The sequence below is a fragment of the Janthinobacterium sp. GW822-FHT07H10 genome (genome assembly GCF_058798675.1).
Genome location: NZ_JBXAKS010000001.1, coordinates 319,093 through 342,266, shown reverse-complemented (window position 1 = coordinate 342,266; position 23,174 = coordinate 319,093). Strand labels below are relative to the sequence as shown.

Sequence of the window (23,174 nt, the reverse complement as noted above, 5' to 3'; positions counted from 1 at the left end):
GCCGGGTTCACCTTGCGACGCTGCCGCCCTCATCGGTCAGGCGCGGCGTTGCCCTGTCCGGATTTTCGCAATGAAGACCTTGCACAGCCTGGCTCGCCGTTCGCCGCTGGCGCCATGCAAGCCGTCCTGCCATGGCGGATGAGAAACAGCGCCAGTCCCGGCAGCTGCAGGGCCGCCAACACGCCAAACGCCACCTGGTAGGCCTGCGGCGGATATTGCTGCTGGCTGTTCAGGGGCCAGCAGCCGAGGATCAGGCCAAAGCCGGCCTGCACCAGGAAGGCACCCGTGAAGATCAGCAGGTTCAGGCAGGTGGCCGCCCTGCCCGTCAAGCTGGCCGGCATGCTTTGCGCGACGATCGCATACTCGAGGCCCGTCACCGTGCCCAGCAGGGTAAACAGCACGGACAGCAAAGGCAGGCTGGGCACGCTATTGCACGCCATGCCCAGTTGCACGGCGATAAACAGGGCGATGCCCGCGGCCGCCAGCCGCATCGGCGTGATGCCGCGCCGCGCCGCCCATTCCGTCAGCATGCCCATGCCGATGGCGCCGAAGATGACGGCCGCCATGCCCAGGTACAGCAGATACGCCACGTTATCGTCGGACAAGCCGCCCACGTCGGCCAGCCAGCGGCCTATCCACAAGCCTTGCACGCCGAAGAACACCGTGTGCGGCAGCAGGATCAGCGCGATGGTGCGGCGGAAAGCCGCGTCGCGGTACACGCTCCAGACACTGACCTTGCCAGCCTTGCCAGCCTTGCTGGCGGCAGCGGCGGGCGCGGGCAGAGCCGGCGACAGCAGGCGGATCAGGCAGCCGATGGCCAGCGCCGCCAGCGCCAGGCCCAGGAAGACGCCGCGCCAGTCCGTGTAGTGCAGCGCCAGCTTGACGGGCATGGTGGCCGTGGCCGCGCCCAGGCCGCCCACGGCGATCAGGTAACCATGCACGGACGGCAGGCGCGCCGGCGCGATGGCGCACGAGATCGCTTTCACGGCCGCCATGAAGCAGCCGCCCAGCCCGGCGCCCATGATGGCGCGCGCCCACATCAGCTCGGCAAAACTGTGGCCCCGGCTGAACAGCCATACGCCCACGGCCGCCAGCGCCAGCAGCCACACTTGGACCGCGCGGGGGCCGTGGCGGTCCAGCGCCATGCCAACCGGCAATTGCACAAGCGCAAACGCCAGGAAGAAGGCGCTGGTCAGCAAGCCCAGCTGTGCTGGCGTCAGGGCGACGGAAGCCAGCAGTTCCGTCATCAGCACGGCATTGACGCCGCGCAGCAGGCAAGACAGGTAATGACCGAGAGCAAATGGCAGGAACACGAGGCAAAACACGGCCACGCCGGAGCGCGATGGCGTGCCCGCGCCATGCATGCTCAGGCGGCCTGCGCCAGGCGGATGATTTTGTGCGGAAACTGCGGCACAGGATCGTTACCATTCGCATCTGTTTCAAAGAAGAATTTTTCCTGGCCGAACGCGGGTTTCAAATGGTCCATCCACGTCGCTTCCGCATCGAACTTCGCATAAAACGGCCGGCGTACCCAGTCGGGATTACGTGCCTGCAAAAATTGCAGGGCAAACAGTTTCTCGCCATTGATGGTGACCACGCCATCGATGACGATCTTGCCGGGAAACGCGCTCATGGACGGTCCCCGCACCGTGCGCGACAGGCCCGATACCATCTGGTAGGCGGCCTGGAAAATCTCGTGCGCCTTGGCTAGCGGCAACTCGAAATAGCCGCGCGGGCCCGTGTCGCGCTCGACAAACATGTAGTACGGAACCGCGCCCAGGCGCGTGCCCGTCTGCCACAGTTCGGCCCAGCTTTTCGGGTCTTCATTGATATGCCGGATCAGCGGCCCCTGCATGCGCAAGGTGGCGCCCGTGGACACGATGCGCTTCACGGCTTGCTGCGCGATGTCCTGGCGCAACTCGACGGCGTGGCTGTAATGGCCCATCACGGCCAGGTTCTTGCCGGCCTTGACGATGCGTTCGAACAGCCGCAGCAAATCATCGGCATCGCGGTCGGACACAAAGCGCTGCGGCCAATACGCCACCGCCTTGGTGCCGATGCGTATGTTCTGGATATGTTCCAGGGCCGGGTCCAGCAGCGGCTCCAGGTAGGCGGCCAGTTGCCGCGTATTCATGATCATCGGATCGCCGCCCGTGATCAGCACGTCCGTCACTTCCGGATGCAGCTTCAGGTAGGCAGCCAGCTCATGCGATTCGCGCGCATCGAATTTCATGTCGTCCATGCCGACGAACTGGGGCCAGCGGAAGCAGAAGGTGCAATACGCATGGCACGTCTGGCCCGCGCTGGGGAAAAACAGCACGGTTTGCGCATATTTATGCTGCAAGCCACGCACGGGTGCATCGTTGACCCGGGGCACGTTATGCGTCATCTGCCCGGCCGGATGCGGATTCATGCCCAGCCGCAAACCATGCACATAGGCATCAATAGCCGCCTTGTCCCGCTGCACCAGCACGAGGTCGCGCAAATGCGCGTACTGCTCGGGCGGCAGCATGTCGCGGTGCGGGAAGACGAGCCGGTAGATGGGATCGTCAGGAATATTGTTCCAGTCGATCAATTGATCGAGCACATATTCATTGGTGCGAAATGGCAACACATGCGACACCACTTGCACGGCTTCGCGCTGCTCTTCCGGCAACCAGGACCACTGCCGTGCTTGCTGGATGGATTGCCGCGTATAGGGCTTGAACTTGGGTGAAAACGGTTCGGTGATGAATGCGGCCACGGTCGGCTCCTTACCAGTAAATAGCGATAACTTCCATGAAATCAGCCCTACGTCAGCCAATTCAACCTGTTTTCACGCCTGCCGCCTGACACCGGCATGCTGTGAAAGTCATCATAATTCTTGCTACCTGGAACCAAATTGCCAAAAATCAACAAGCTTGCCGATAAGCCACCAACTGCCATGCGGCAACACCTTAGTTTGTTCCATCGCAATTTAATGTGGGCCATGGCGACGTAAATTACGACTTGGCAACACATCCCTCGATATCACAAGGAGTCTTCATGAAACGCTTATTCACGGGTAGTCTGCTGTGCCTGGCATTTGCCGGCGCCAGCGTCAGCGCCGCGGTAGAACCGACGGAAAAAGATGCGATCGCCATGGCCGAACGGGGAGCCGCCTTCATGAAGGCGCATGGCAAGGAAGAAATGATGAAGAAAATCACGGCGAAAGACCCCGACTTCGTGCAAGGCTCGCTGTATGTGGACATGCGCGACATCAAGACGGGCATCGTGCTGGCCCACCCGATCAACCCCTCCATCGTGGGCAAGGACTTGACGGATGTGCCCGACGCGAATGGCAAGAAATATCGCCGTGAAATCATCGAGCTGGCGCAAAAGCAAGGCAAGGGCTGGGTCGACTACCAGTACAAGAACCCCACCAGCGGCAAGATCGAGCCGAAGACCACGTATATCCTGCGCGTCAACGATGTGGTGCTGGAAGCGGGCATCTACAAAAAGTAAGACAGCCGCTGCCGTGCGCGGCGGGCGCTCGCCTGCCGCGGCGCCGCTTGCGGTTGGAACAGCCAGGAGTCAAGCATGCTCAATACACTACGCATCGGACCAAAATTATTGCTGGCGCCCGCTCTGGTCTTGCTGCTGCTGATACTCAGCTCCGCCGGCGCCTGGTATGGCATGGTGCGGCAAAATGCCTCGCTGGAAAACATGGTGCAGGTACGCATCACGCATCTGAAAGCCGCTTCCGACGTGGCCGGCGAGGCCAAGCATGTGCATGGCAATATGTACCAGTTGCTGTCGTGGACCAACGGCAGCTTCGCCAAGGCCCGCATTGATGCATTGGAACAGCAGATCAAGGCGCGCCACGCCAGCATCGGCACCCAGCTGGCGACGCTGCGCGCGACGTCCACGGGCACCGAACTGACACTGCTCGATGCGGCCATCACCGCGCTGGCCGGCTACCGCAAGGCGGTGCTGGAAACCATGGAAATGGCGCAGATGGACCAGTCGATCGCCACCAACTCCATGCTCAAGGCGGAAACCCAGTTCGTGCGCTTCAATGCCCAGCTGGCGCAGCTGTCGGCGCTGGAAACGACGCTCAGCAGCCAGGCCCATGCGACGGCCAGCGCGGAATTTCGCAGCCTGGGCTGGAGCCTGCTGCTGACCGTCCTGCTGTCCATCCTCGTTTCCATCGTTGTGACCATGCTGGTGCGGCGCGCCATGCTGGTGGAGATACGCGGCATCGCCGACGCCGTGCAAGACCTGGCCGCCGGCAAGCTGATCGCCGGCGCCCCCAAGCCGGGCAACGACGAGATCGCCGACACCTCGCGCGTGCTGGACCAGACCATCGCCAACCTGAACCAGACCTTGCGCACCATCATGGACGCCGTGCAATCGATCGATACGGCCTCGCGCGAAATTGCCACCGGCAACCTGGACCTGTCGGCCCGCACGGAAATGCAGGCCAGTTCGCTGGAAGAAACGTCGAGCGCCATGGAAACCCTGACGGAAGCCGTCAACGACAATGCCAACAACGCCCAGCTGGCTTGCGACCTGGCGGCGCAAGCGTCGAGCCTGGCCGTGCAAGGGGGCACGGCGATGCAGCAGGCAGTGACGACGATGACGACCATCCGCGCCAATTCGCGCCAGATCGTGGATATTATCGGCGTGATCGATGGGATTTCCTTCCAGACCAACATCCTCGCCCTGAATGCGGCGGTGGAAGCGGCGCGCGCGGGCGAACAGGGCCGCGGCTTTGCCGTCGTCGCATCCGAGGTGCGCACGCTGGCGCACCGCTCGGCGCAGGCCGCCAGGGAAATCAAGACCCTGATCGCCACCTCCGTCACCACGATCGATGGCGGCAGCGTCGCCGTGCAGCAGGCGGGCGAGCGCATGAGCGCCATCGTCGCCTCGGTGCAGCAAGTCAACGAGATCATCCAGCGCGTGAAACAGGCCAGCGCCGAGCAGGCTTCGGGCATCACGGAAGTGAACCAGGCCGTCGCGCAAATGGATGATGTCACGCAGCAAAATGCGGCGCTGGTCGAGCAAGCCGCGGCCGCGGCGGCCAGCCTGCAGGATCAGGCCGTCAAGCTGTCGGCGGCCGTCAGCGTGTTTACCCTCGATCCCGCCACGCCGGCCACACAAGGCACGGCCGAAGACGCCTTCCAGGACCCCGCCAGGACGGCTGGCCAGGAACGGCGTGCACTGCACAGCCCGCTACGCGGCAAGTCCGGGGCCGGTGCGGCCGGCGCCAGGCCCAGGCCGCCACGCCGGCGCGGCGCCTGAATCCGGGCATCCAGCCTAGTCCACGGGCATGCGCATCGGTTTGCTCAGGTAGCGCGAACCGGCCAGGGCAAAGCGCCACGGCGTGTCCATCGCCTTGGAAATGCCGATGCGCGGGCCGGCCAGCACCAGCGCATCCTCCTCGCGCGCCAGCAGCATGAACGGCGGCGCCTCCAGCGCCAGCCGGTTGTGCAGATGCGTGACGCCCAGCGCCTGGCATACCTTGCCCGGCCCCGAACACAGCAGCCGCGCCTCGTCGACGCCGCGCCGCGCGCGCATGGCATCGAGCCCCGCCACGGGTTCGAGCGCGCGTATCAGCACGCCCGCCCCATGGCCCGGCTCGCGGCAGACAAAGTTCAGGCACCAGTGGATGCCATACGAGCGGTACACATAGGCGTGCGCGGGCGGACCGAACATGGCGGCATTACGCTGCGTCAAGCCGCCATACGTGTGCGATGCCGGATCCAGCCGGTCATACGCTTCCGTTTCCACGATGCGCCCGCCCACGCCATCGACGAGCACGGTCACGCCGATCAGCTGGCGCGCCACATGGCAAGAGTCGTCCGCAAAATCGATACCCGCAAGGATGTTTTTCATACAGCAATTGTAGCGCCGCGCATGCCGTCGCACGTATCGCCCAGCCTTGAAAACAAAACCATCTTGATTTTTTAATCATGCAAATGCGGCGCGGCGGCGTCGCAAAACGGCCCGCATCCGCCTCTGGCAAGGAAAAAATGGGGATTTTGTCGACAAAATATTGCAGAGATGAACTATTGCCATGCATAAACAGCGATAATCGTCGGGCACTGCGCCAGACGCTCATGCAGCGGGCAGCGGCAGCGCCACCAGATAACCACCGGGCAAGACAATGATGATGAGAGCGGCAGCGCAAAAGCAGGTAGTGCACGATGATCCGGTTGACGCCTTGATGCGTTCCATCCGTATCCCGCCGCGCCCCAGCCTGCTGGTCGACCTGCAGCGCGAACTGGCCGAAGACGATCCGTCGCCGCGCCGCATCGCGCGCATCATCGCCGACGACGTCGGCATGTCGGGCGCCCTGTTGAAACTGGCCAACTCGCCGTTCTATGGCGCCGCGCGCAAGGCCAAGTCCGTCGAGCAAGGCATCAATTTCCTCGGCATCAACCAGTGCAGCGCCATGATGACGGGCTTGCTGGCGCGCCAGGCGCTGGAAGCGGAAGGCGTGGAACTGACCCACTTCTGGGACGTGTCGGCCAAGCGCGCGCGCGCCGTGGTGTTTGCCTCGCGCAAGCTGCGCATCGCCCCGCCCGACATCGCCCACACGTTCGGCCTGTTCTGCGATATCGGCGTGCCCCTGCTGATGAACCGCTTCCCCGACTACGTCAACACCTATGCGGCGGCGGCGAATGACGCGCACAATTGCTTTACCAGCGTGGAAGATGCGCGCCACCAGACCAACCATGCGGCCATCGGTTGCTTGCTGGCACGTAACTGGGGCCTGTCATCCGATGTGTCCTGGGCCATCCTGCACCACCACGATTACGCGGTGCTGGCCGACCCGTCCACGGATGACGCCATCCGTTCGCTCGTCGCCCTGTCGCTGCTGGCCGAAAAGGGCATTCAGCGCTACCATGGCAACAGCACCTCGCTCGAGTGGGACAAGGGCGGCGAACTTGCTTGCCAGCATCTTGGCTTGTCGCAGGAAGAAGCCGCCGACCTGCTCGACGAACTGCACGAGATGTTCGATACCGACCATTGATGTATCGGGCGGCCGCTGCCGCCTGTATCATGTCACCGGGCGCCAGCCGGCATCGCCGGCGGCGCCCGCTTCCGTTTGCCTGACCGTAGTCCTCTAACCATTTGATCGCCATGCCCAAAAATAAGCGCCCTGTCCCCCGTAAATCCGCCAACACGCCTGAAGACAAGGACGAGTCCGTCACGCGCATGCTGTGCACGATGGCCCTGAACCTGGCGGAACAGGAAGACAGCGAATCGCAGGGCACGGTGCTGGCCGAGCAAGCCGTCGAGTTCGGCCGCATCATCCGCAAGGCCTTGAACCAGAAGAAAGATGAAGTGCTGTACGACGCCATCGAGCGGGCCAAGTACGAAGACGTGGGCGCCTACCAGTACTTGCGCAGCCATATCGAGGAAGCCGCCTCCATCGTGCTGATCCGCCGCGACAATGCGCCGACCATGGAAATCAACGCCTTCGTCGTGCCCCTGCTCGTGCAAAGCACGGGCGGCCTGCGCGAAGCGGACAGCTTCCAGGACCAGGAAGCGTTTGAAGCGCTGGTGAAAAGTTTTCAGCAAGCAGGACTGGAAAGCCCGAAAGCCAAGGTGGTCCTGATGAGCCATGCCTACGACCTCGACGAGATCGACCGCATCACCTACAGCCATTTGCACGAAATGGTGCGCGACGCCTATTCGTCGATGACGGACAAGAAAATCGCGGCCACGCCGGGCCTGGAGCGCAGCATCGTCGGCTGGAGCGAAACGGCCTTCGGCCCGCAGGATACGGCCGTCGAACTGCGCTTCCTGCTGGGCTTTGCCCTGAAGCGCGTGGACGACCCGTTCTATGTGGAGCCGAAGGATGAAGCGGCGCTCGACGCCTGGTTCGACGCCCGCATGGCGCGCTACCAGCAGTGGACGACGGAAGTGGGCGCGCTCGTCAAGCGCTGCCTGGCGCCGGCCGGCGCAGGACTGGAAGCGAGCTTCCTGTACCAGGATCTGTTCCATGGCGGCAAGGAACAAGGCATGAGCGAATATGCGATGCTGCAAATGATGTCGGGCATCAACCATGCGCTGGCGGAAAACGGCGTGGCCGCCGGCGACGTCTCGGTCGTCGTCGGTCCGGCCGACGAGCATGGCGAGATGCTGTTGCGCGTGAATGTCTACACGGCAGGCGGCGACGTGCTGCACAGCGCGGACAAGCCGCTGGACCTGGCCGCCGACCTGCAGGACGAGGTCGACGATATCTGCGACGCGCTGGCCACCATCGGCGTCACCAGCTTGTCCGTGGCGCTGAAGTTCGATGCCCAGGGCCAGCCGCTGGAAGTGCAGGCGTACGCGCCGGCCTAAGTCCTGCCGCCTCCCGGCCGCCGTTTGCTGTCTTGGCAAGCGGCAATTATCAAGATACCATCTCCGCAAGCGTGCGCCAGCCTGGCCCGCATCCGGAGATGCGCATGCCGCAACTGCAGCCACAACTGATCAATATCGCCCTCCACGTGCTGGCCGGCAGCGCCGCCATCGGACTGGGACTGTTCCTGCTGGCAATGGCCAAGGGCACGCCCGCGCACCGCCGCCACGGCCGCCAGTTTGCGTCGCTGACCTTGCTCGTCTGCGCCACGGCCGCCGTCGGCAATGTGCTGTTTGGCTATCGTCCCGTGTTTGCCGTGCTGACCGTGCTGGTGCTGTACCAGCTGCTGAGCGGCTGGCGCGCCATCTACACGCGCGATGCCGGTCCGCAAGCCGTCGATGGCGCGATGACGGCCGCCGCGCTGGCGGCCGGCCTGCTGATCCTGCTGCGCCTGCGGCAGGACGCTTCCGGGCAGCAAGCCATCGTCGTGCTGTCGTCGCTGGGCGGCCTGGCCACCATCGTCGTCTACGACAGCGCGCGCTGGCTGTTTCCCCGCCGCTGGCATGGCGTCCTGTGGCGCTACGAACACATCTACAAACTGCTCGCCTCGCTGTTCGCCATGCTGTCGGCCGCCGCCGGCAACCTGCTGCGCGTGGGCCAGCCGTGGACGCAGCTGGCGCCATCCTTGCTGGGTTTGCTATGCATCGCCTGGTTCTGGCGGCGCCAGTACCGGCAGGAAGCAGCGCGGGCTGGCGCGCGCTGAGCGCCGGCGTGGCCCTATGTGGCCTCGATGCCGCGCAGCATCAGCCAAGCTTGCAATTTCTGCGCATACGCGAGCGTGTAGGCCGGACTGCTGGACGGCAAGCTGACGATGCGGTAGCGCCGCGCCTGCTCGCCCAGCACCTTGATGCCCAGCTTCGCGGCCGTGCCGCCGTTGAAGGCGATGGTGTGCAGCCGCGGCAGGCTGGCCGCCAGGGCCAGCAGGTCATTGTCGTCGCGCTCACGGATATTGCTGTCCAGGCTGCCCGTGCGCTGCGCCTGCGCCACCACGTCCCACAGGCCCACGCCGTGCGCCAGCAAGGCGGCCAGGCGCGCCTCATAGGGCAGGCTCGTCAAGTCCACGCCCAGCACCTCGCCCATCAGCATCCAGAACTTGTTTTGCGGATGCGCATAGTACTGGCCGTGCGCCAGCGATTTTTCGCCGGGCAGGCTGCCCAGCAGCAGCAAGCGCGTATCGGCGTCGACGACGGGATCGAAACAGCGCTTGCGCGTGTCCGGCGAGGCAGCTGCGGGGAGTAGATTCCTGCTCAAAAGTGGCGTCCTGTGCGGTGGAGGTTGCCTATTTTACTGTGGCCACTGCACGGGCACCTGCGTGATGCCCTTGTCATCCCACACCTGCACCAGCGCCGTATGCAATGTGCCCTGCGGCGTGACGCTCCGCCCCACGCCACTGACATGGTAGCCGTAACCGGGTCCATGGCGCTGCGCCACGATGGCGCGCGCCTGCAAGGCCGTATCGCCATGCAAGGCAGCCAGCTTGACGCCGACGCCAACGATGCCGAGAATCAATCCCAGCAGCGCCGGAATGCGCAGGTCGCGCCGCTTGTACCCCTTAGCATCGCAAGCGGCCGCCACGGCAGGCATGCCCAGCTGGCGATACAGATAGCGGATGACCCACAACGACAGCACGACTTCCAGCACCGACCAGAGACGATACGCGGGCGCCAGCTTGAATTGGGCCACCGTCAGGGACCACGGTTGCAGGAACAGGAAATCGAGCGCCAGCACGGTCGGCACCACACAGAAAACCGCCAGCCAGCGCAGCCATCTTGCCGCGCGCAGGCTGCAACGCAACAAGAAGATGCCAAAGATCAGCAACTCGACACCGCCGACAACATAAATCCGGCTATCGGCCAGGACGATTTCCAAGCAAACACTGGCTGTCAACACTACCCACGTGAACAGCAGCACATAGCCTGCCGACTGCAAGTAGGGCCTAGCCGCTGCCGCCAGTGCCGCAGCGGCGGGATCGAGCGGCTTGTCCTGCGGCCGCGCCGCCCACTGGCGCTGCTGTGCCTCCAGGTCATCCTTCTGGCGCTGGGCAATTTCCATTTCAATCCGCTGGCGCCGCGCCGCATCCGTCCCTTCCGGTCCGGCCAACGCTTGCTGCAGGGACGCCATCGAATAGCGCTGGTAATCAGGATGGCTGGCTGGTGATGTCACGACTACCTTTTGAAATGCACGGAAATATTTCCAAATGGCAATAATAACGTGAAATTATCAATCTAACAACTTCCGCTTTTCCCGCCGCGTTCGGCAAGCCGTGTTCCGGTGTAGAATTTCCAGCCAGAACGCCACCATAGAGAGACGCCCATGCGCACCATCGACACCCTGCTGGCCCGGTATGGCGACAGCCACCGCAACCACGTCAATGAATGGGTGCACATCGTGTGTGTGCCGCTGATCGTTTTCAGCCTGCTGGGGCTGCTGTGGAGCGTGCACGCCAGCGTGGCGCTGCTCGGCAGCATTCTCGCCTTATACTACTATTACAAACTGTCGCGTCCGTTTGCTGCAGGCATGCTGCTGATGCTGGCCGCCATGCTGGGCCTGCTGCTCGCCATGCCGCCCATGACCATCCTGCCCCTGTCGCTGGGTGTGTTCGTGCTGGCGTGGATAGGCCAGTTCATCGGTCACCAGATCGAAGGCAGGAAACCGTCGTTCCTCGACGACCTGCGCTTCCTGCTGATCGGTCCGTTGTTCGTGCTGGGCTTCCTGTACCGGCGCCTGCGGCTCACATATTGAGAGGCGCAGGATCGGGGCGCAACACCGGTGCCGAGTAACAGATTATTACCATTCACAACTAGTTATCCTAAGAAAGTATCCTTATGATAAGTAATAAGCATTTTTATGGCCGGTCGACGTAATCGGCTCACCATCTTTGTCCAAGGAGTTTCACATGAAAGCACCAATTATTGCAGTGGCATTGCTGGCCACCCTGGCCGGCTGCGCCGTACAACCGAACTCGGCGAATGTCTACAATGCGCGCCAGGCGCAAAACGAACAATCGGTCCGCATGGGCACGGTTGAATCCGTGCGCCAGGTAACCATCGACAAGGGCGAAACGGGCACGGGCGTGCTGGCTGGCGCGGCGCTGGGCGGCGTGGCCGGCTCGGCGGTCGGGGGCGGCAAGGGCGCCATCGCGGCCAGCATCCTCGGCGCGGTCGCCGGCGGCATGGCTGGCAAGAGCATCGAAGCGAATGCCTCGAACAAGGCCGGCCTGGAAATTACCGTGCGCCTGGACAATGGCGACATGCGCGCCATCGTGCAGGACGCCGACGAGCTGTTCCGCCCGGGCGAGCGCGTGCGCCTGCTGTCCGATGGCCGCAAGACCCGCGTCACGCATTAATCCCCCTGCCGGCGCATGCGTTCAGCCGAATGCGCCGGCGGCGATCAGCAGGGATGAGGGCGCCATGCCCTCGTGCAGCCAGACGGCGATCAAGGTGGTCACGATGACATATGCGAGCACGCTCCATACTTTGATCTGCAGTGAGGCTGGCATGGCGTCTCTCCATAACGATGCAATTGAGAAAATATTTACTTGATAGTAATGTGAATATTTTCATAAATTCAACGTTTTCCAAAAGCACTGCGCTGGCTCAATGCCGGCGTGCACCGCACTATCCATAAAGCAAGCCCGACCGGCACTCGCCATCCCCGCGCGATGCCCGTATACTTGCGCGATGTCCTCTCCTCTCCTGTTCATCATTGCCTGCCTGATCTGGGGCTCCACCTTCTGGGCCATTACCTTGCAGCTGGGCGATGTCGCCCCCGCCGTCTCCGTGGTCTACCGCTTCGGCCTCGCTTCGGCCGCCCTGTTCGCGTGGTGCGCCGTGCGCGGCGACGCCCTGCGCCTGCCCTGGCGCGCGCAAAAATGGATGCTGCTGCAAGGCCTGGCTTCGTTTGCCCTCAGTTATGTCTGCACTTACAGCTCCGAGCAATACCTGGTTTCGGCCCTCGTCAGCGTGCTGTTCGCGCTGATGGTGTTCTGGACGCCGTTGCTCAACCGCATCGTTTTCGGCACGCCCATCACCTGGAGCACGTGTTGCGCAGCCTTCGTCGCCATTGCCGGCATCGTGCTGCTGTTTTACCAGTCGATCGGCGCCGCACTGCAAGACATCGTGGGGGGCGGCAATGGCCATTTCCTGCTCGGCTTCATGCTGGCCCTGGTGGCCACCGTCTCTAGCACCGTGGGCAACGCCCTCGTCATGAAGGTGCGCGAACAGTCGGGCAACGTGATGCTGACCATGGCCTGGACCATGCTGTGGGGCACCTTGATGGTCGCCGTCTGGGCCGTCGCCACGGGCCAGTCGTGGCAGTTGCCCGCGCGCCCCAGTTACTGGATGGGATTGTTTTACCTGGCCATCTTCGGCTCGGTGATCGCCTTCAGCGCGTATTTCACGCTGATCGCCCGCATCGGCACGCAAAAGACCGTGTATATCGGCGTCGTCACGCCCGTCATTTCCGTGCTGCTGTCGGTGCAGTTCGAACACTACCGGCCCGCCGCCATCGAATGGGCGGGCATGGTCCTGTGCCTGTCCAGCGTGGCCTGGGCCCTGACCTCGGGCGCGCGCAAGACCGCTACGGCATCCGCCATTTCCACCACTCCACCCGCAAAGGCAACATGAGCTCCTCCCTGTCCCCCCTCGCCATCCGTCCCGCCCAGGAAGCCGACGTCGCCGCCATCTTCGGCATGATCCACGAACTGGCTGTGTTTGAAAAACTCGAGCACATGATGATCGCCAGGGAATCCATGCTGCGCGACAGCCTGTTCGGCCAGCATCCCGCCTGCGAAGCGCTGGTCGGCACGCAAGATGGTGAAGTGGTGACCTTCGCCCTGTTCTTCCATAATTTTTCCACCTTCCTGTGCCGCAAGGGCTTGTACCTGGAAGACCTGTACGTCAAGCAGTCGGTGCGCGGCAACGGTTATGGCAAGCAGATGCTGGTGGCGCTGGCGCAACTGGCCGTCGAACGCGATTGCGGCCGCTTCGAATGGTCGGTGCTGGACTGGAATGAAAACGCGATCAATTTCTACAAGGGCATGGGCGCCGACGTGATGCCGGACTGGCGCATCTGCCGGGTTGCTGGCGATGCCTTGACGCAATTGTCGGCAGGAACGCCGAAACCGGCCTGATTGGCATTGAAAGCGCAGGCTGCAAAAAAAATCCCCGCGGGCTAGCGGCACCGCGGGGTGAACCCATTGTCAAGTGGGAGGGGGAGAATGCAATCAACGGTTATCAATATAATCGCTGCGGCTTGTCGCGGCGCCGACCTTTACATTTGCTTACCGGGCCTTACATTTGACTTAAATCTCTTAACCAAATGTCGCTCGGATGACACTGATTATTTCCGTGGTTCAATCAATGTGCCATGCAAGCCGATATGTTGTGGCGCAACCCCACTTCCTCCCTGCGATTTTTTATAGATTTGGTACACTGTCAGGCAGGCGATGCAGCCAGCAACCACGGCAAAAATGACCATGCGACACTCCTTGAAAGCACTTCAGGGGGAGACGAATCTGCGGATAACCTGCTACGCAACATTGGCTGGGGTAAGCAGGAAAGATTCAGTGTGGCATCTTCGGCCTTGGGGGCATTGCGTAATGTCAAACGCGCCAATTTGACGGGGTCATGGCGTTTGATGTGACGCAAAGTGGCGGCATTCCGCTCACACAAAATGAACGCATCATTACGCACCCGGGAGCCACATCATGAATGTTTCTGCCAAACCACTCGTCATGAAAATCTACCGCGCCTACCTGCGCTCGCGCCTGGAACGCTACACGCGCGACCTGCAAGCCATCGCCGAACAGCGCGAGAACGACTTCCAGGCCGAACGCATCCTGCACCAGGCGGTCGTCTCGGTGCGCTCGAAACTGCACTCGCTGTAACCGTGATGCCGTCAGCGCTGCCGGCCAGCCACGGCCCAGCGCTCCACCAGCTCGAACAAGCCCTGCGTCAGCAGGGCAAGCACGGCTGCGGGAATCGCACCGGCCAGCAGCATGTCGTTGTCATTCAGGGCCAGGCCGATGGTGATGCGTTCGCCGTAGCCGCCCGCGCCGATGAAGGCGGCAATCGTGGCCGTGCCCACGCTCATCACGGCCGCCGTTTTGATGCCTGCCAGCATGACGGGCAAGGCCAGCGGCAAATCCACGTGCAGCAGGCGGTCGCGCTTGCTCAAGCCCAGCGCCAGCGCCGCCATGCGCAAGCCTTGCGGCACTTGCAGGATGCCCGTGCACGTGTTGCGCACGATGGGCAGCAGCGCGTAGACGAATAGCGCCACCAGCGCCGGCACGGTGCCGATCATGCCCAGCACGGGGATCAAGATCGCCAGCAGCGCCAGCGAGGGCACCGTCTGCAGCACGCCGACGAGCGCCAGCACCGTTTGCCGCAGCGGCGCCGAAAACGCCGCCAGCACGCCCAGCGGAATGCCGATCACGCACGCCAGCGCCACCGACAGCAGGACCAGGGTCACATGCTGGCGCGTCAGGGTCCACAAGTCGTCGCCGATGATATTCGCCAGCAGCCCGCTGCGCACGCCCGCGGCGCTGGCGGCAGCCGGCTTGCCTGCCGCCTTGCCCGACGCCAGCCATTGCCGCGCCACGCCGGCAAAGCTCTTGCCGTCAATTTCCACTTGCGCGTTCATGGCGATCATGTCGCTCTCGCTGATGCGCCCCTGCAGCGCTTGCAGCACCTGCCAGGCGGCGGGAAAGCGCGCCGGCACGTCGAGCCGGTACAGCAGCATGGCGTCGTAGCGGGGGAAATAGTGCTGCGTGTCGGCCAGCACGCGCAAGCCGTACTGGCGTATCTTCGCATCCGTCGAATAGATGTCGATCACGTCCACCTGGCGCTGCGCCAGCGCTTCATAGGCGATGCCGTGATCGAGGCCGCGCGGGCGCTGCGGCAAGCCATAGCGCGCGGCCAGGCCCGGCCAGCCATCGACGCGACCGATGAATTCATGCGACAGGCCGAATTTGAGGCCAGGCTGCTGCGCCAGCTGCGCCAGGCTGGCGATGGATTTTTCATCGCCGCGCACGGCCAACGCGTAGGTATTATTGAATCCCAGCGGCACGGCCACGCCCAGGCCCAGCGGCGCCAGTTCATGCCGCATCTGTTCCAGGTCGATCGGTTTGTCGTGCTTGAGGATTTCGCTGGCGATGGTGCCCATGTATTCGGCATACACGTCGATGCTGCCCGCCTGCAGCGCGGCCAGCACGATGGCCGTGTTGCCCAGGCCCTGGCGGTGCTGCGCCGCGACGTGCGGCGCGGCGCTCTGCCTGACGATCTCGCCGAGGATGTACGATTCCGTGAAGCGCTTCGAGCCCACCTTCAGGGTGCCGGCGTCCATGGCGTGCGCGGGCGCCGCGGCGCCGAAAACAAACATCAACAGCAGGTAGATGCAACGCACGCGGCGCTCCGGACGAATGATCAATCCGCCAAGCTTACCACCGGCATGCGCCAGACACCGCCATGCACCACGCCGGCGCACGGGTTCAGGCCCAGCGCATACGCCAAGTCGGCCGGGCGCGCGATGCGCCACAGGGCGAAATCGGCGCGCTTGCCGACCACCAGGCTGCCCGTTTCCTGCTGCAGGCCCAGCGCGCGCGCCGCGTGGATGGTGCAGCCGGCCAGCGCTTCCTGCGGCGTGAGGCGCCACAGGGTGCAGGCCATGTTCATCGCCAGCAGCAGGGATGTCATGGGCGAGGTGCCCGGGTTGCAATCGGTGGACACGGCCATCGGCACGCCGGCCGCGCGCAGCCCCGCGACGGGCGGTGGCTGCGTCTCGCGCAAAAAGTAATACGCACCGGGCAGCAGCACGGCCACCGTGCCGTGCCGCGCCATGGCGGCGATGCCCTCGTCCGACAAGAATTCCAGGTGGTCGGCCGACAGGCCGCCGTAGCGCGCCACCAGGGCCGCGCCGCCCAGGTCGGACAGCTGCTCCGCATGCAGTTTGACGGGTAGATTCAGGGCGCGCGCCGCCTCGAACACCGTTTCGGTTTGCGCCGGCGTAAAGCCGATGCGCTCGCAAAAGGCGTCGACGGCGTCGACCAGGCCATCGCCGGCGAGCGCCGGCAGCATCTGCCTGCACAGCAGGTCGATATACGCATCGGCCTGGCCCGCATACTCGGGCGGCAGCGCGTGCGCGCCAAGAAACGTGGTACGCACGGTGACTGGCAGAGTCTGCCCGATCCGGCGCGCCACGCGCAGCATCTTCGCCTCGCTGTCCGCAGCCAGGCCATAGCCGGACTTGATCTCCAGCGTGGTCACGCCCTCGGCCAGCAGCGCCAGCACGCGGGGCAGGCTTTGCCGCAGCAATTCCTCGTCGCTGGCCGCGCGCGTGGCGCGCACGGTGGACATGATGCCGCCGCCGGCGCGGCTGATGTCTTCATAGCTGGCGCCGTTCAGGCGCGCCTCGAATTCGTCGCTGCGGTTGCCCGCGTGGACGATGTGCGTATGGCAGTCGATCAGGCCCGGCGTCAGCCAGCAGCCCTGGCCGTCGAACAGGGGCGCGCCGCTGGCCGGCAGTTCGTCGCCGGGGCCGAACCAGGCGATGCGGCCATCCTTGACGGCGATGGCCGCGTCGAGCAGTTCGCCGTAACCCTGCTCCATGGTGGCCAGGTGGACGTTGTGGATGACCAGATCCCAGTCTTGCATCGGTGTTTTCCTCGTTAGATGAACAGGTCGACGCGGAACACGGCCGTGCGCTGCAAGGCGTCGAGCCGCCAGTCCTGCGCATCGTCGGCGTCCAGCAGCAGCGCGTCGTAGCGGGCCAGCGCGAACTGCTGGTCGCTGGCGCGCGCCAGCACGGGTCCCTCGCCGGCGACGAACAGCAAGGTGGCCGCGCTGCGCCGCGCCAGATTGACCGGCGCCGTGATTTTTTCCAGCTGGTGGCGACAGCGGTCGCGCCGCGTCATCACATTGAAATCCGTGGTCGGCCCCTTGACTTGCGCATCGACGGCCGCCTCGCCGGGAAACCACAGCATGGGCTGCGCCGCGCTCAAGGTCACCTTGCGCGCGCCATCGAGCATCAGCTGCACGCTGTCGCCATCGACCAGCATCAGGCTGCGGTCGATGCCGGGAAAGCTGGAAAACGGCCCGCTGGCCGTGATCGTCGCCAGGCTGATGCGCCAGTCGAAATCGTCGAAACCGGCGCCCGCTGGCGAAATGGCGATTTCCGTCGTGCTGCCGCCGCCATTTTTCCACGGCGCGGCGCGCAGGCATTCGTGCGGGATGAAGGTGGCCATCAGAGCGCCCTCAGTTGCGCCAGCGAGCGCTTGTAGGCGGTGGCGATGGCGTCCTGCGCCACGTGGCGCCCGCCGCGCACCTGCCAGCGGCCGCCGCACAGCACGTCGCGCACCAGGTTGTCGTTGCCGCAAAAGAGAAAACTGCCCAGCACATCGTCGATGGCCACGCCGCCCAGGTTGACGTGCGCCTCGTCGAGCACCAGCAGGTCGGCGCGGCAGCCCGGCGCCAGCGCGCCCAGCTTGCGCCCGGCCGCCTGCGCGCCGCCGCGCAAGGCCGCCTGCCACAGGTAGTCGCCCACATGGCGTTCATCCGGCGTGGCGGCGACATTGCGCTGCTGGCGCTGCAGACGCTGGCCATATTCGAGCCAGCGCAATTCCTCCACCGGCGACTGCGACACGTGGCTGTCGCTGCCGACGCCAAATGCCCCGCCGGCGGCGATGAATTCGGCCAGCGGGAACAGGCCATCGCCCAGGTTCGCCTCCGTCGTCGGGCACAGGCCCGCCACGGCGCCGCTGGCGGCCATCTGCGCCACCTCGTCGGGCTGCACATGCGTGGCGTGCACCAGGCACCAGCGCGCGTCGACGTCGACCTGCTCGTACAGGTACTGCACCGGGCGCCGGCCGCTGAAGTCGAGGCTCTGGCGCACTTCGCCCTGCTGCTCGGCGATGTGGATGTGGATGGGACGGCCCGCAGGCAGCGCCGCCGCCACTTCGCGGATCTGTTCCACGCTGGCCGCGCGCAGCGAATGCGGCGCAAAGCCCACTTCCACCTGCCCGCCGCGCAGCGGCGCCAGCGCTTCGATGATGCGCAGGACATCGTCCGCATCCGTGCGGAAGCGCGCCTGCTCCGGTTTCAACGCTTGTTCGCCGAAGCCCGCATGGCTGTACAGCACCGGCAGCATGCTCATGCCGATGCCGCTGATGCGCGCCGCGGCCAGCACGCGCTCGGCCGTCTCGGCGGGACGCGCATACATGGCGCCGCCCGCATCGCGCTGCAGGTAGTGAAATTCGCAGACGGCCGTGTAGCCATGGCGCAGGCATTCGGCGAACAGCTGCGCGGCGATGGTTTCCATCTGCTGCGGCGTGATGTGGCGCGCGAAGCGGTACATCAGCTCGCGCCAGGTCCAGAAGCTGTCCGGCGCCATGCCAGCGCCATCCCCGGCGACTTCCGTCATGCCGCCCAGCGCGCGCTGGAAGGCGTGCGAATGCAGGTTGACCATGCCCGGCAAGACGTATTCCGCCACTTCCGCGCCAGGCGGCAGCGCGGCGTCTTCCGTGACGTGCGTCAAATCGCCGGCCGCATCCCATGCCAGCAGCACGTCGCGGCGCCAGCCCTGCGGCAGCAGCGCGTGGCGCGCGAACAGGCAGCCGTTCAACGCGCCACCCATGCCACGGCCGCTTCCATCATCTGGCGCAGCAGCGGCTGCACCTGCGCGGCCAGGTCGGGCCGGTAGCCGAACGGCGCCGCTTCGTCCATGTACAGGCACTGGCACATCTCCAGCTGGATCGCATGCACGCGGCTTTCCGGCTGGCCGTAATGGCGCGTGATATGCCCGCCCTTGAAGCGCCCGTTCAGCGCCACGGTGAATTGTTCCTGCGCGCGCGCGATATCCACTACGGCGGACGTCAGGCCGCCATCGCAGCTGGCGCCGTCGGCCGTGCCGAAATTCAGGTCGGGCAGCTTGCCCTCGAAAAAGCGCGGCACGCGCGAGGCGATGGAATGGGCGTCCCACAGCACCACGGCGCCGTGCACGCGCAGCAGGCGCTCCAGTTCCGCGCGCAGCTGCCGGTGGTACGGCGCCCAGTAGCGCTGCAAGCGCTGCTGCACGTCCTGTGCGTCGGGTTCGCGGCCCGGCAGGTACAGCGGCTCGCGGTGGAAGGTATCGTTGGGCAGCAAGCCCGTCGTGTCCTGGCCCGGGTACAGATTGGTGTCTTCCTGCGGGCGGTTCAAGTCGATGGTGTAGCGCGACCAGCGCGCCGATAGCACGGATGCATCCATCTCTTGCAAAAAGCCATACAGCTCGCGCAGATGCCAGTCCGTGTCGGCCTTGATCAGCGCCTGCGGCGTCATGCGCGCGGCGATATCGTCGGGAATATCGGTGCCCACGTGGGGCATCGACACCAGCAGCGGGATGCTGCCTTCGTTGAAGCGGAAATCCATGCTTGTCTCCTTGCGCCCGGCTCTCGCCGCATGGCCGGCCGGGCGTCAGTTCATGTCTAGGCGTACAGCGGGGCGAACAGGCTCTTGCACGTGGTGCTCAGCTCACCGCGCAAGACCATCTGCTTGGCCGCCTCGATATCGGGCGCAAAGAAGCGGTCGGCGTCGAAGAATGGCACTTTCTGGCGCAGCTGATGGTGCACGTGCTCGAGGTGCGGCGAGGTTTTCAGCGGGCGGTGGAAATCGATGCCCTGCGCTGCGGCCAGCAACTCGATGCCGACGATGACGGCCGTGTTGTGCGCCATGTCGTCCAGGCGGCGCCCGGCGAACGTGGCCATGCTCACATGGTCTTCCTGGTTGGCCGACGTCGGCAGGCTGTCGACGCTGGCCGGATGCGCGAGCGACTTGTTTTCCGACGCCAGCGCGGCGGCCGTCACGTGGGCGATCATGAAGCCGGAATTGACGCCCGGGTCGCGCACGAGGAAGGGCGGCAGGCCGGACAGCGTGGCATCGATCAGCAGCGCGATGCGGCGCTCGGCCAGCGCGCCGATTTCAGCGATCGCCAGCGCCAGCGTGTCGGCCGCAAAAGCCACCGGCTCCGCATGGAAATTGCCGCCCGAGACGATTTCCGCCTGTCCGTTGGGGCCATCCTGGAAGATCAGCGGGTTGTCGGTGACGGCATTGGCCTCGATCAGCAGGGTGCGGCCGACATTGCCGATCAGATCCAGGCAGGCGCCCATGACTTGCGGCTGGCAGCGCAGGCTGTACGGATCCTGCACGCGCTCGTCGCCTTCCAGGTGCGAGGCGCGAATCGCGCTGTGCGCCACCAGCTGGCGGTACATCTGCGCCGCCAGGATCTGGCCTGGCTGGCCGCGCACGGCGTGCACGCGCGCGTCGAACGGCGCATCGCTGCCCTTGGCCGCGTCGAGCGACAGCGCGCCCGTGACCATCGCCGCTTCCAGCAGGCGCTCGGCCATGAACAGGCCATGCAGCGCCAGCGCGTTCGACACCTGCGTGCCGTTGATCAGCGCCAGGCCCTCCTTCGCCGCCAGCACCACGGGCGCGATGCCCGCCTGCGCCAGCGCGTCCGGCGCCGGCATCAGTTCGCCGTTGACGCGCACGTCGCCCACGCCCAGCATGGCCAGCGTCATGTGCGACAGCGGCGCCAGGTCGCCCGAGGCGCCGACGGAACCCTTGGCGGGAATGGCCGGCATGATGCCCGCGTTGTACAGGGCGATCAGGGTGTCGACGATCAGCGGGCGCACGCCGGAAAAGCCGCGCGCCAGGCTGCCGATCTTCATCAGCATGATCAGGCGCACGACGGCGTCCGACAGCAGTTCGCCCGTGCCGACCGAGTGCGACAGGATCAGGTTGCGCTGCAATTGCTCGAGCTTTTCATCGGGAATGCGCGTCTTGGCGAGCAGGCCGAAGCCCGTGTTGATGCCGTAGGCCGCATCGCCCTTGGCGACGATGGCCTGCACGGCCGCGGCCGACGCCTCGATGACGGGATAGGCCTCGGCGGCGAGGATCAGTTTGGCGGGCGCGGCCCATACGCCGCGCAGGTCGGCCAGGGTCATCGCGCCCGGCTTCAGGGTCCAACTTTTGGCATGCTGTGTCATAGTCATTCGGATCAAGGTCTCAGGGAATCATGGGAAGAATCAGGCCGTTGCGCTTGGCGCAGGCGGCCGCCGTTTCATAGCCGGCATCGGCGTGGCGCATCACGCCCGAGCCGCTGTCGTTGACCAGCACGCGCGCCAGGCGTTTCGCCGCCGCTTCGCTGCCATCGGCCACGATGACCATGCCCGCATGCTGAGAATACCCCATTCCCACGCCGCCGCCATGGTGCAGCGAGACCCAGGTGGCGCCGCCGGCCGTATTGAGCATGGCGTTGAGCAGCGGCCAGTCGGAGACGGCATCCGTGCCGTCCTTCATGCTTTCCGTCTCGCGGTTCGGGCTGGCCACGGAACCCGTGTCCAGGTGGTCGCGGCCGATGACGATGGGCGCCTTCAGCTCGCCCGTGCGCACCATCTCGTTGAAGGCCAGGCCCGCGATGTGGCGCTCGCCCAGTCCCAGCCAGCAGATACGCGCCGGCAGGCCCTGGAAGGCGATGCGCTCGCGCGCCATGTCCAGCCAGTGGTGCACCTGCCTGTGGTGCGGGAACAGCTCCTTGATCTTCGCATCCGTTTTATAGATGTCTTCCGGATCGCCCGACAAGGCCACCCAGCGGAACGGCCCCCGTCCCTCGCAGAACTGCGGGCGGATGTACGCGGGCACGAAGCCGGGGAAGTCGAAGGCGTTCTGCACACCCTGGTCGAACGCCACCTGGCGGATGTTGTTGCCGTAATCGACAGTGTGCACGCCCATGGCGTGGAAATCGAGCATGGCCTGCACATGGGCGGCGCAGGAATCGGCGGCGGCCACCGTCAGGCGCGCATGGCGCTGCGGGTCCTGCTGCGCCGCCTTCCAGTCCGACACGCTCCAGCCGCGCGGCAGGTAGCCGTTGACCAGGTCGTGCGCGGACGTCTGGTCCGTCACCAGGTCGGGCACCAGCCCACCCTCCTTCGCGCGGCGCACCAGCTCCGGCAGCACTTCGGCCGCGTTGCCCAGCAAGCCGATGGAAATGGCTTCCTTGCGTTCGGTGTGGTACTTGACCAGTTCCAGGGCCTCATCCAGGCTGGCCGCCTGCTTGTCCAGGTAGCGCGTACGCAGGCGGAAGTCGATGCTGCTTTGCTGGCATTCGATATTGAGCGAGACGGCGCCCGCCATGGTGGCGGCCAGCGGCTGCGCGCCGCCCATGCCGCCCAGGCCCGCCGTCAGGATCCAGCGCCCGGCCCAGTCGCCGCCGAAATGCTGGCGGCCCGCCTCGGCGAAGGTTTCATACGTGCCTTGCACGATGCCCTGCGTGCCGATGTAGATCCAGCTGCCGGCCGTCATCTGGCCGTACATGAACAGGCCCTGGCGATCGAGTTCGTTGAAGTGCTCCCAGTTGGCCCATTTCGGCACCAGGTTGGAGTTCGCGATCAGCACGCGCGGCGCGTCCGCGTGGGTCTGGAACACGCCCACCGGCTTGCCGGACTGGATCAGCAGGGTCTGGTCATCTTCCAGCTCGCGCAGCGAGGCGAGGATCTGGTCGAAGCAGGCCCAGTTGCGGGCCGCGCGGCCGATGCCGCCGTAGACGACCAGGTGCTGCGGGTTTTCCGCCACTTCCGGGTCCAGGTTGTTTTGCAACATGCGGTAGGCCGCCTCGGCCTGCCAACTCTTGCAAGCCATCACCGTGCCGCGCGGGGCGCGGACGGTGCGGCTGGCATCAAAGCGTGGATCGGTGTCCATTGTGCTGTTCATGCTGTCTCCTCGTAGGGGGCGAGCGGGCATGCGTGACCCGCTCTGGTGCTCCCAGCATA

24 protein-coding genes are annotated in these 23,174 nt (G+C 65.0%); 11 read left to right on the top strand and 13 right to left on the bottom strand.

All coding sequences use genetic code 11. From position 1 onward, the window contains the following. Positions 1-29: 29 nt before the first annotated feature. Both AC1RDJ_RS01570 and AC1RDJ_RS01565 read right to left on the bottom strand, forming a co-directional pair. On the bottom strand, positions 30-1,364 hold the full coding sequence (locus AC1RDJ_RS01570) for an MFS transporter (RefSeq protein WP_493026310.1): 1,335 nt from the start codon (positions 1,362-1,364) through the stop codon (positions 30-32). Between the two features lie 2 nt (positions 1,365-1,366). Further along, positions 1,367-2,743 (bottom strand): KamA family radical SAM protein, encoded by a 1,377-nt coding sequence (locus AC1RDJ_RS01565; protein ID WP_083411591.1) that lies wholly within the window; start codon positions 2,741-2,743, stop codon positions 1,367-1,369. A 281-nt stretch (positions 2,744-3,024) separates the two neighbouring features. Between AC1RDJ_RS01565 and AC1RDJ_RS01560 the strand changes: the two genes are divergently transcribed. Both AC1RDJ_RS01560 and AC1RDJ_RS01555 read left to right on the top strand, forming a co-directional pair. After that, the gene (locus AC1RDJ_RS01560) at positions 3,025-3,483 is read left to right on the top strand and encodes a cache domain-containing protein (RefSeq protein ID WP_071321914.1); all 459 of its coding nucleotides are present in this window, start codon (positions 3,025-3,027) and stop codon (positions 3,481-3,483) included. A gap of 75 nt (positions 3,484-3,558) precedes the next feature. Beyond that, on the top strand, positions 3,559-5,262 hold the full coding sequence (locus AC1RDJ_RS01555) for a methyl-accepting chemotaxis protein (RefSeq protein WP_493026309.1): 1,704 nt from the start codon (positions 3,559-3,561) through the stop codon (positions 5,260-5,262). 15 nt (positions 5,263-5,277) lie between these two features. On the opposite strand, the gene AC1RDJ_RS01550 is transcribed toward AC1RDJ_RS01555, so the two are convergent. Then, positions 5,278-5,856 carry a DNA-3-methyladenine glycosylase gene (locus AC1RDJ_RS01550; protein WP_493026308.1) on the bottom strand — a complete coding sequence of 193 codons (579 nt, stop codon included), beginning with the start codon at positions 5,854-5,856 and terminating at the stop codon, positions 5,278-5,280. A gap of 274 nt (positions 5,857-6,130) precedes the next feature. Here AC1RDJ_RS01550 and AC1RDJ_RS01545 point away from each other — a divergent pair, with 274 nt between their 5' ends. The 3 genes from AC1RDJ_RS01545 to AC1RDJ_RS01535 all read left to right on the top strand — a co-directional run bounded on the left by AC1RDJ_RS01545 (position 6,131) and on the right by AC1RDJ_RS01535 (position 9,077). After that, complete coding sequence (locus tag AC1RDJ_RS01545; RefSeq protein ID WP_071326194.1) at positions 6,131-6,997, top strand: HDOD domain-containing protein; 867 nt, start codon at positions 6,131-6,133, stop codon at positions 6,995-6,997. Positions 6,998-7,107: 110 nt separating this feature from the next. Then, positions 7,108-8,316 (top strand): hypothetical protein, encoded by a 1,209-nt coding sequence (locus AC1RDJ_RS01540; protein ID WP_071326193.1) that lies wholly within the window; start codon positions 7,108-7,110, stop codon positions 8,314-8,316. 104 nt (positions 8,317-8,420) lie between these two features. After that, complete coding sequence (locus AC1RDJ_RS01535; protein WP_493026307.1) at positions 8,421-9,077, top strand: DUF2306 domain-containing protein; 657 nt, start codon at positions 8,421-8,423, stop codon at positions 9,075-9,077. A gap of 14 nt (positions 9,078-9,091) precedes the next feature. On the opposite strand, the gene AC1RDJ_RS01530 is transcribed toward AC1RDJ_RS01535, so the two are convergent. Further along, a complete protein-coding gene (locus tag AC1RDJ_RS01530; RefSeq protein ID WP_493026306.1) occupies positions 9,092-9,625 on the bottom strand; it encodes a DNA-deoxyinosine glycosylase in 534 nt (177 codons plus the stop codon). Positions 9,626-9,658: 33 nt separating this feature from the next. After that, positions 9,659-10,537, bottom strand: coding sequence for a hypothetical protein (locus AC1RDJ_RS01525; RefSeq protein ID WP_493026305.1), 879 nt, complete (start codon positions 10,535-10,537; stop codon positions 9,659-9,661). Positions 10,538-10,687: 150 nt separating this feature from the next. On the opposite strand from AC1RDJ_RS01525, the gene AC1RDJ_RS01520 reads away from it, so the two are divergent. Further along, positions 10,688-11,116, top strand: a complete 429-nt coding sequence (locus AC1RDJ_RS01520; RefSeq protein ID WP_493026304.1) for an Mpo1 family 2-hydroxy fatty acid dioxygenase — start codon at positions 10,688-10,690, stop codon at positions 11,114-11,116. Between the two features lie 154 nt (positions 11,117-11,270). Next, positions 11,271-11,720 (top strand): outer membrane lipoprotein, encoded by a 450-nt coding sequence (locus AC1RDJ_RS01515; RefSeq protein WP_071321907.1) that lies wholly within the window; start codon positions 11,271-11,273, stop codon positions 11,718-11,720. Positions 11,721-11,741: 21 nt separating this feature from the next. Here the strand turns inward: AC1RDJ_RS01515 and AC1RDJ_RS01510 are convergent, their stop codons facing one another. Then, positions 11,742-11,873, bottom strand: a complete 132-nt coding sequence (locus AC1RDJ_RS01510) for a hypothetical protein (RefSeq protein WP_257786873.1) — start codon at positions 11,871-11,873, stop codon at positions 11,742-11,744. Positions 11,874-12,054: 181 nt separating this feature from the next. Between AC1RDJ_RS01510 and AC1RDJ_RS01505 the strand changes: the two genes are divergently transcribed. The 4 genes from AC1RDJ_RS01505 to AC1RDJ_RS01490 all read left to right on the top strand — a co-directional run bounded on the left by AC1RDJ_RS01505 (position 12,055) and on the right by AC1RDJ_RS01490 (position 14,261). Then, positions 12,055-12,999, top strand: a complete 945-nt coding sequence (locus AC1RDJ_RS01505; RefSeq protein ID WP_289884726.1) for a DMT family transporter — start codon at positions 12,055-12,057, stop codon at positions 12,997-12,999. Further along, the gene (locus AC1RDJ_RS01500; RefSeq protein WP_071321905.1) at positions 12,996-13,505 is read left to right on the top strand and encodes a GNAT family N-acetyltransferase; all 510 of its coding nucleotides are present in this window, start codon (positions 12,996-12,998) and stop codon (positions 13,503-13,505) included. Before AC1RDJ_RS01505 ends, AC1RDJ_RS01500 begins: the two co-directional genes overlap by 4 nt. A gap of 236 nt (positions 13,506-13,741) precedes the next feature. Beyond that, complete coding sequence (locus tag AC1RDJ_RS01495; protein ID WP_493026303.1) at positions 13,742-14,017, top strand: hypothetical protein; 276 nt, start codon at positions 13,742-13,744, stop codon at positions 14,015-14,017. Positions 14,018-14,081: 64 nt separating this feature from the next. Continuing rightward, positions 14,082-14,261 (top strand): hypothetical protein, encoded by a 180-nt coding sequence (locus tag AC1RDJ_RS01490; RefSeq protein WP_034746290.1) that lies wholly within the window; start codon positions 14,082-14,084, stop codon positions 14,259-14,261. A gap of 11 nt (positions 14,262-14,272) precedes the next feature. Here the strand turns inward: AC1RDJ_RS01490 and AC1RDJ_RS01485 are convergent, their stop codons facing one another. From AC1RDJ_RS01485 to hutU, 7 genes are read right to left on the bottom strand one after another with little or no spacing between them, the layout of a single operon-like run. Further along, positions 14,273-15,754 carry a glycine betaine ABC transporter substrate-binding protein gene (locus AC1RDJ_RS01485; protein WP_493026556.1) on the bottom strand — a complete coding sequence of 494 codons (1,482 nt, stop codon included), beginning with the start codon at positions 15,752-15,754 and terminating at the stop codon, positions 14,273-14,275. Positions 15,755-15,798: 44 nt separating this feature from the next. Further along, positions 15,799-17,025 (bottom strand): imidazolonepropionase, encoded by a 1,227-nt coding sequence (gene hutI / locus AC1RDJ_RS01480; protein WP_493026302.1) that lies wholly within the window; start codon positions 17,023-17,025, stop codon positions 15,799-15,801. A 14-nt stretch (positions 17,026-17,039) separates the two neighbouring features. Further along, positions 17,040-17,615 carry a HutD/Ves family protein gene (locus AC1RDJ_RS01475; protein WP_071321903.1) on the bottom strand — a complete coding sequence of 192 codons (576 nt, stop codon included), beginning with the start codon at positions 17,613-17,615 and terminating at the stop codon, positions 17,040-17,042. Then, positions 17,615-19,003 carry a formimidoylglutamate deiminase gene (locus AC1RDJ_RS01470; protein WP_493026301.1) on the bottom strand — a complete coding sequence of 463 codons (1,389 nt, stop codon included), beginning with the start codon at positions 19,001-19,003 and terminating at the stop codon, positions 17,615-17,617. The genes AC1RDJ_RS01475 and AC1RDJ_RS01470 overlap by 1 nt, the downstream gene beginning before the upstream one ends. Further along, complete coding sequence (gene hutG, locus AC1RDJ_RS01465; protein ID WP_493026300.1) at positions 18,988-19,776, bottom strand: N-formylglutamate deformylase; 789 nt, start codon at positions 19,774-19,776, stop codon at positions 18,988-18,990. Before hutG ends, AC1RDJ_RS01470 begins: the two co-directional genes overlap by 16 nt. A gap of 56 nt (positions 19,777-19,832) precedes the next feature. Next, a complete protein-coding gene (gene hutH / locus AC1RDJ_RS01460; protein WP_071321900.1) occupies positions 19,833-21,392 on the bottom strand; it encodes a histidine ammonia-lyase in 1,560 nt (519 codons plus the stop codon). 19 nt (positions 21,393-21,411) lie between these two features. Beyond that, positions 21,412-23,115 (bottom strand): urocanate hydratase, encoded by a 1,704-nt coding sequence (hutU, locus tag AC1RDJ_RS01455; RefSeq protein WP_289884719.1) that lies wholly within the window; start codon positions 23,113-23,115, stop codon positions 21,412-21,414. Positions 23,116-23,174: the final 59 nt, after the last annotated feature.

What these genes read in the sequence shown, in the direction of transcription:
- AC1RDJ_RS01555 (WP_493026309.1), top strand. Translation starts at nt 3,559, where the DNA reads ATGCTCAATACACTACGCATCGGACCAAAATTATTGCTGGCGCCCGCT.
- hutG (WP_493026300.1), bottom strand. Translation starts at nt 19,776, where the DNA reads ATGGATTTCCGCTTCAACGAAGGCAGCATCCCGCTGCTGGTGTCGATG.
- AC1RDJ_RS01475 (WP_071321903.1), bottom strand. Translation starts at nt 17,615, where the DNA reads ATGGCCACCTTCATCCCGCACGAATGCCTGCGCGCCGCGCCGTGGAAA.
- AC1RDJ_RS01500 (WP_071321905.1), top strand. Translation starts at nt 12,996, where the DNA reads ATGAGCTCCTCCCTGTCCCCCCTCGCCATCCGTCCCGCCCAGGAAGCC.
- AC1RDJ_RS01515 (WP_071321907.1), top strand. Translation starts at nt 11,271, where the DNA reads ATGAAAGCACCAATTATTGCAGTGGCATTGCTGGCCACCCTGGCCGGC.
- AC1RDJ_RS01470 (WP_493026301.1), bottom strand. Translation starts at nt 19,003, where the DNA reads ATGGGTGGCGCGTTGAACGGCTGCCTGTTCGCGCGCCACGCGCTGCTG.
- AC1RDJ_RS01485 (WP_493026556.1), bottom strand. Translation starts at nt 15,754, where the DNA reads ATGTTTGTTTTCGGCGCCGCGGCGCCCGCGCACGCCATGGACGCCGGC.
- AC1RDJ_RS01505 (WP_289884726.1), top strand. Translation starts at nt 12,055, where the DNA reads ATGTCCTCTCCTCTCCTGTTCATCATTGCCTGCCTGATCTGGGGCTCC.
- AC1RDJ_RS01520 (WP_493026304.1), top strand. Translation starts at nt 10,688, where the DNA reads ATGCGCACCATCGACACCCTGCTGGCCCGGTATGGCGACAGCCACCGC.
- AC1RDJ_RS01490 (WP_034746290.1), top strand. Translation starts at nt 14,082, where the DNA reads ATGAATGTTTCTGCCAAACCACTCGTCATGAAAATCTACCGCGCCTAC.
- AC1RDJ_RS01570 (WP_493026310.1), bottom strand. Translation starts at nt 1,364, where the DNA reads ATGCATGGCGCGGGCACGCCATCGCGCTCCGGCGTGGCCGTGTTTTGC.
- AC1RDJ_RS01545 (WP_071326194.1), top strand. Translation starts at nt 6,131, where the DNA reads ATGATGAGAGCGGCAGCGCAAAAGCAGGTAGTGCACGATGATCCGGTT.
- AC1RDJ_RS01535 (WP_493026307.1), top strand. Translation starts at nt 8,421, where the DNA reads ATGCCGCAACTGCAGCCACAACTGATCAATATCGCCCTCCACGTGCTG.
- AC1RDJ_RS01510 (WP_257786873.1), bottom strand. Translation starts at nt 11,873, where the DNA reads ATGCCAGCCTCACTGCAGATCAAAGTATGGAGCGTGCTCGCATATGTC.
- AC1RDJ_RS01495 (WP_493026303.1), top strand. Translation starts at nt 13,742, where the DNA reads ATGCAAGCCGATATGTTGTGGCGCAACCCCACTTCCTCCCTGCGATTT.
- AC1RDJ_RS01550 (WP_493026308.1), bottom strand. Translation starts at nt 5,856, where the DNA reads ATGAAAAACATCCTTGCGGGTATCGATTTTGCGGACGACTCTTGCCAT.
- hutH (WP_071321900.1), bottom strand. Translation starts at nt 21,392, where the DNA reads ATGACACAGCATGCCAAAAGTTGGACCCTGAAGCCGGGCGCGATGACC.
- hutI (WP_493026302.1), bottom strand. Translation starts at nt 17,025, where the DNA reads ATGCAAGACTGGGATCTGGTCATCCACAACGTCCACCTGGCCACCATG.
- hutU (WP_289884719.1), bottom strand. Translation starts at nt 23,115, where the DNA reads ATGAACAGCACAATGGACACCGATCCACGCTTTGATGCCAGCCGCACC.
- AC1RDJ_RS01540 (WP_071326193.1), top strand. Translation starts at nt 7,108, where the DNA reads ATGCCCAAAAATAAGCGCCCTGTCCCCCGTAAATCCGCCAACACGCCT.
- AC1RDJ_RS01560 (WP_071321914.1), top strand. Translation starts at nt 3,025, where the DNA reads ATGAAACGCTTATTCACGGGTAGTCTGCTGTGCCTGGCATTTGCCGGC.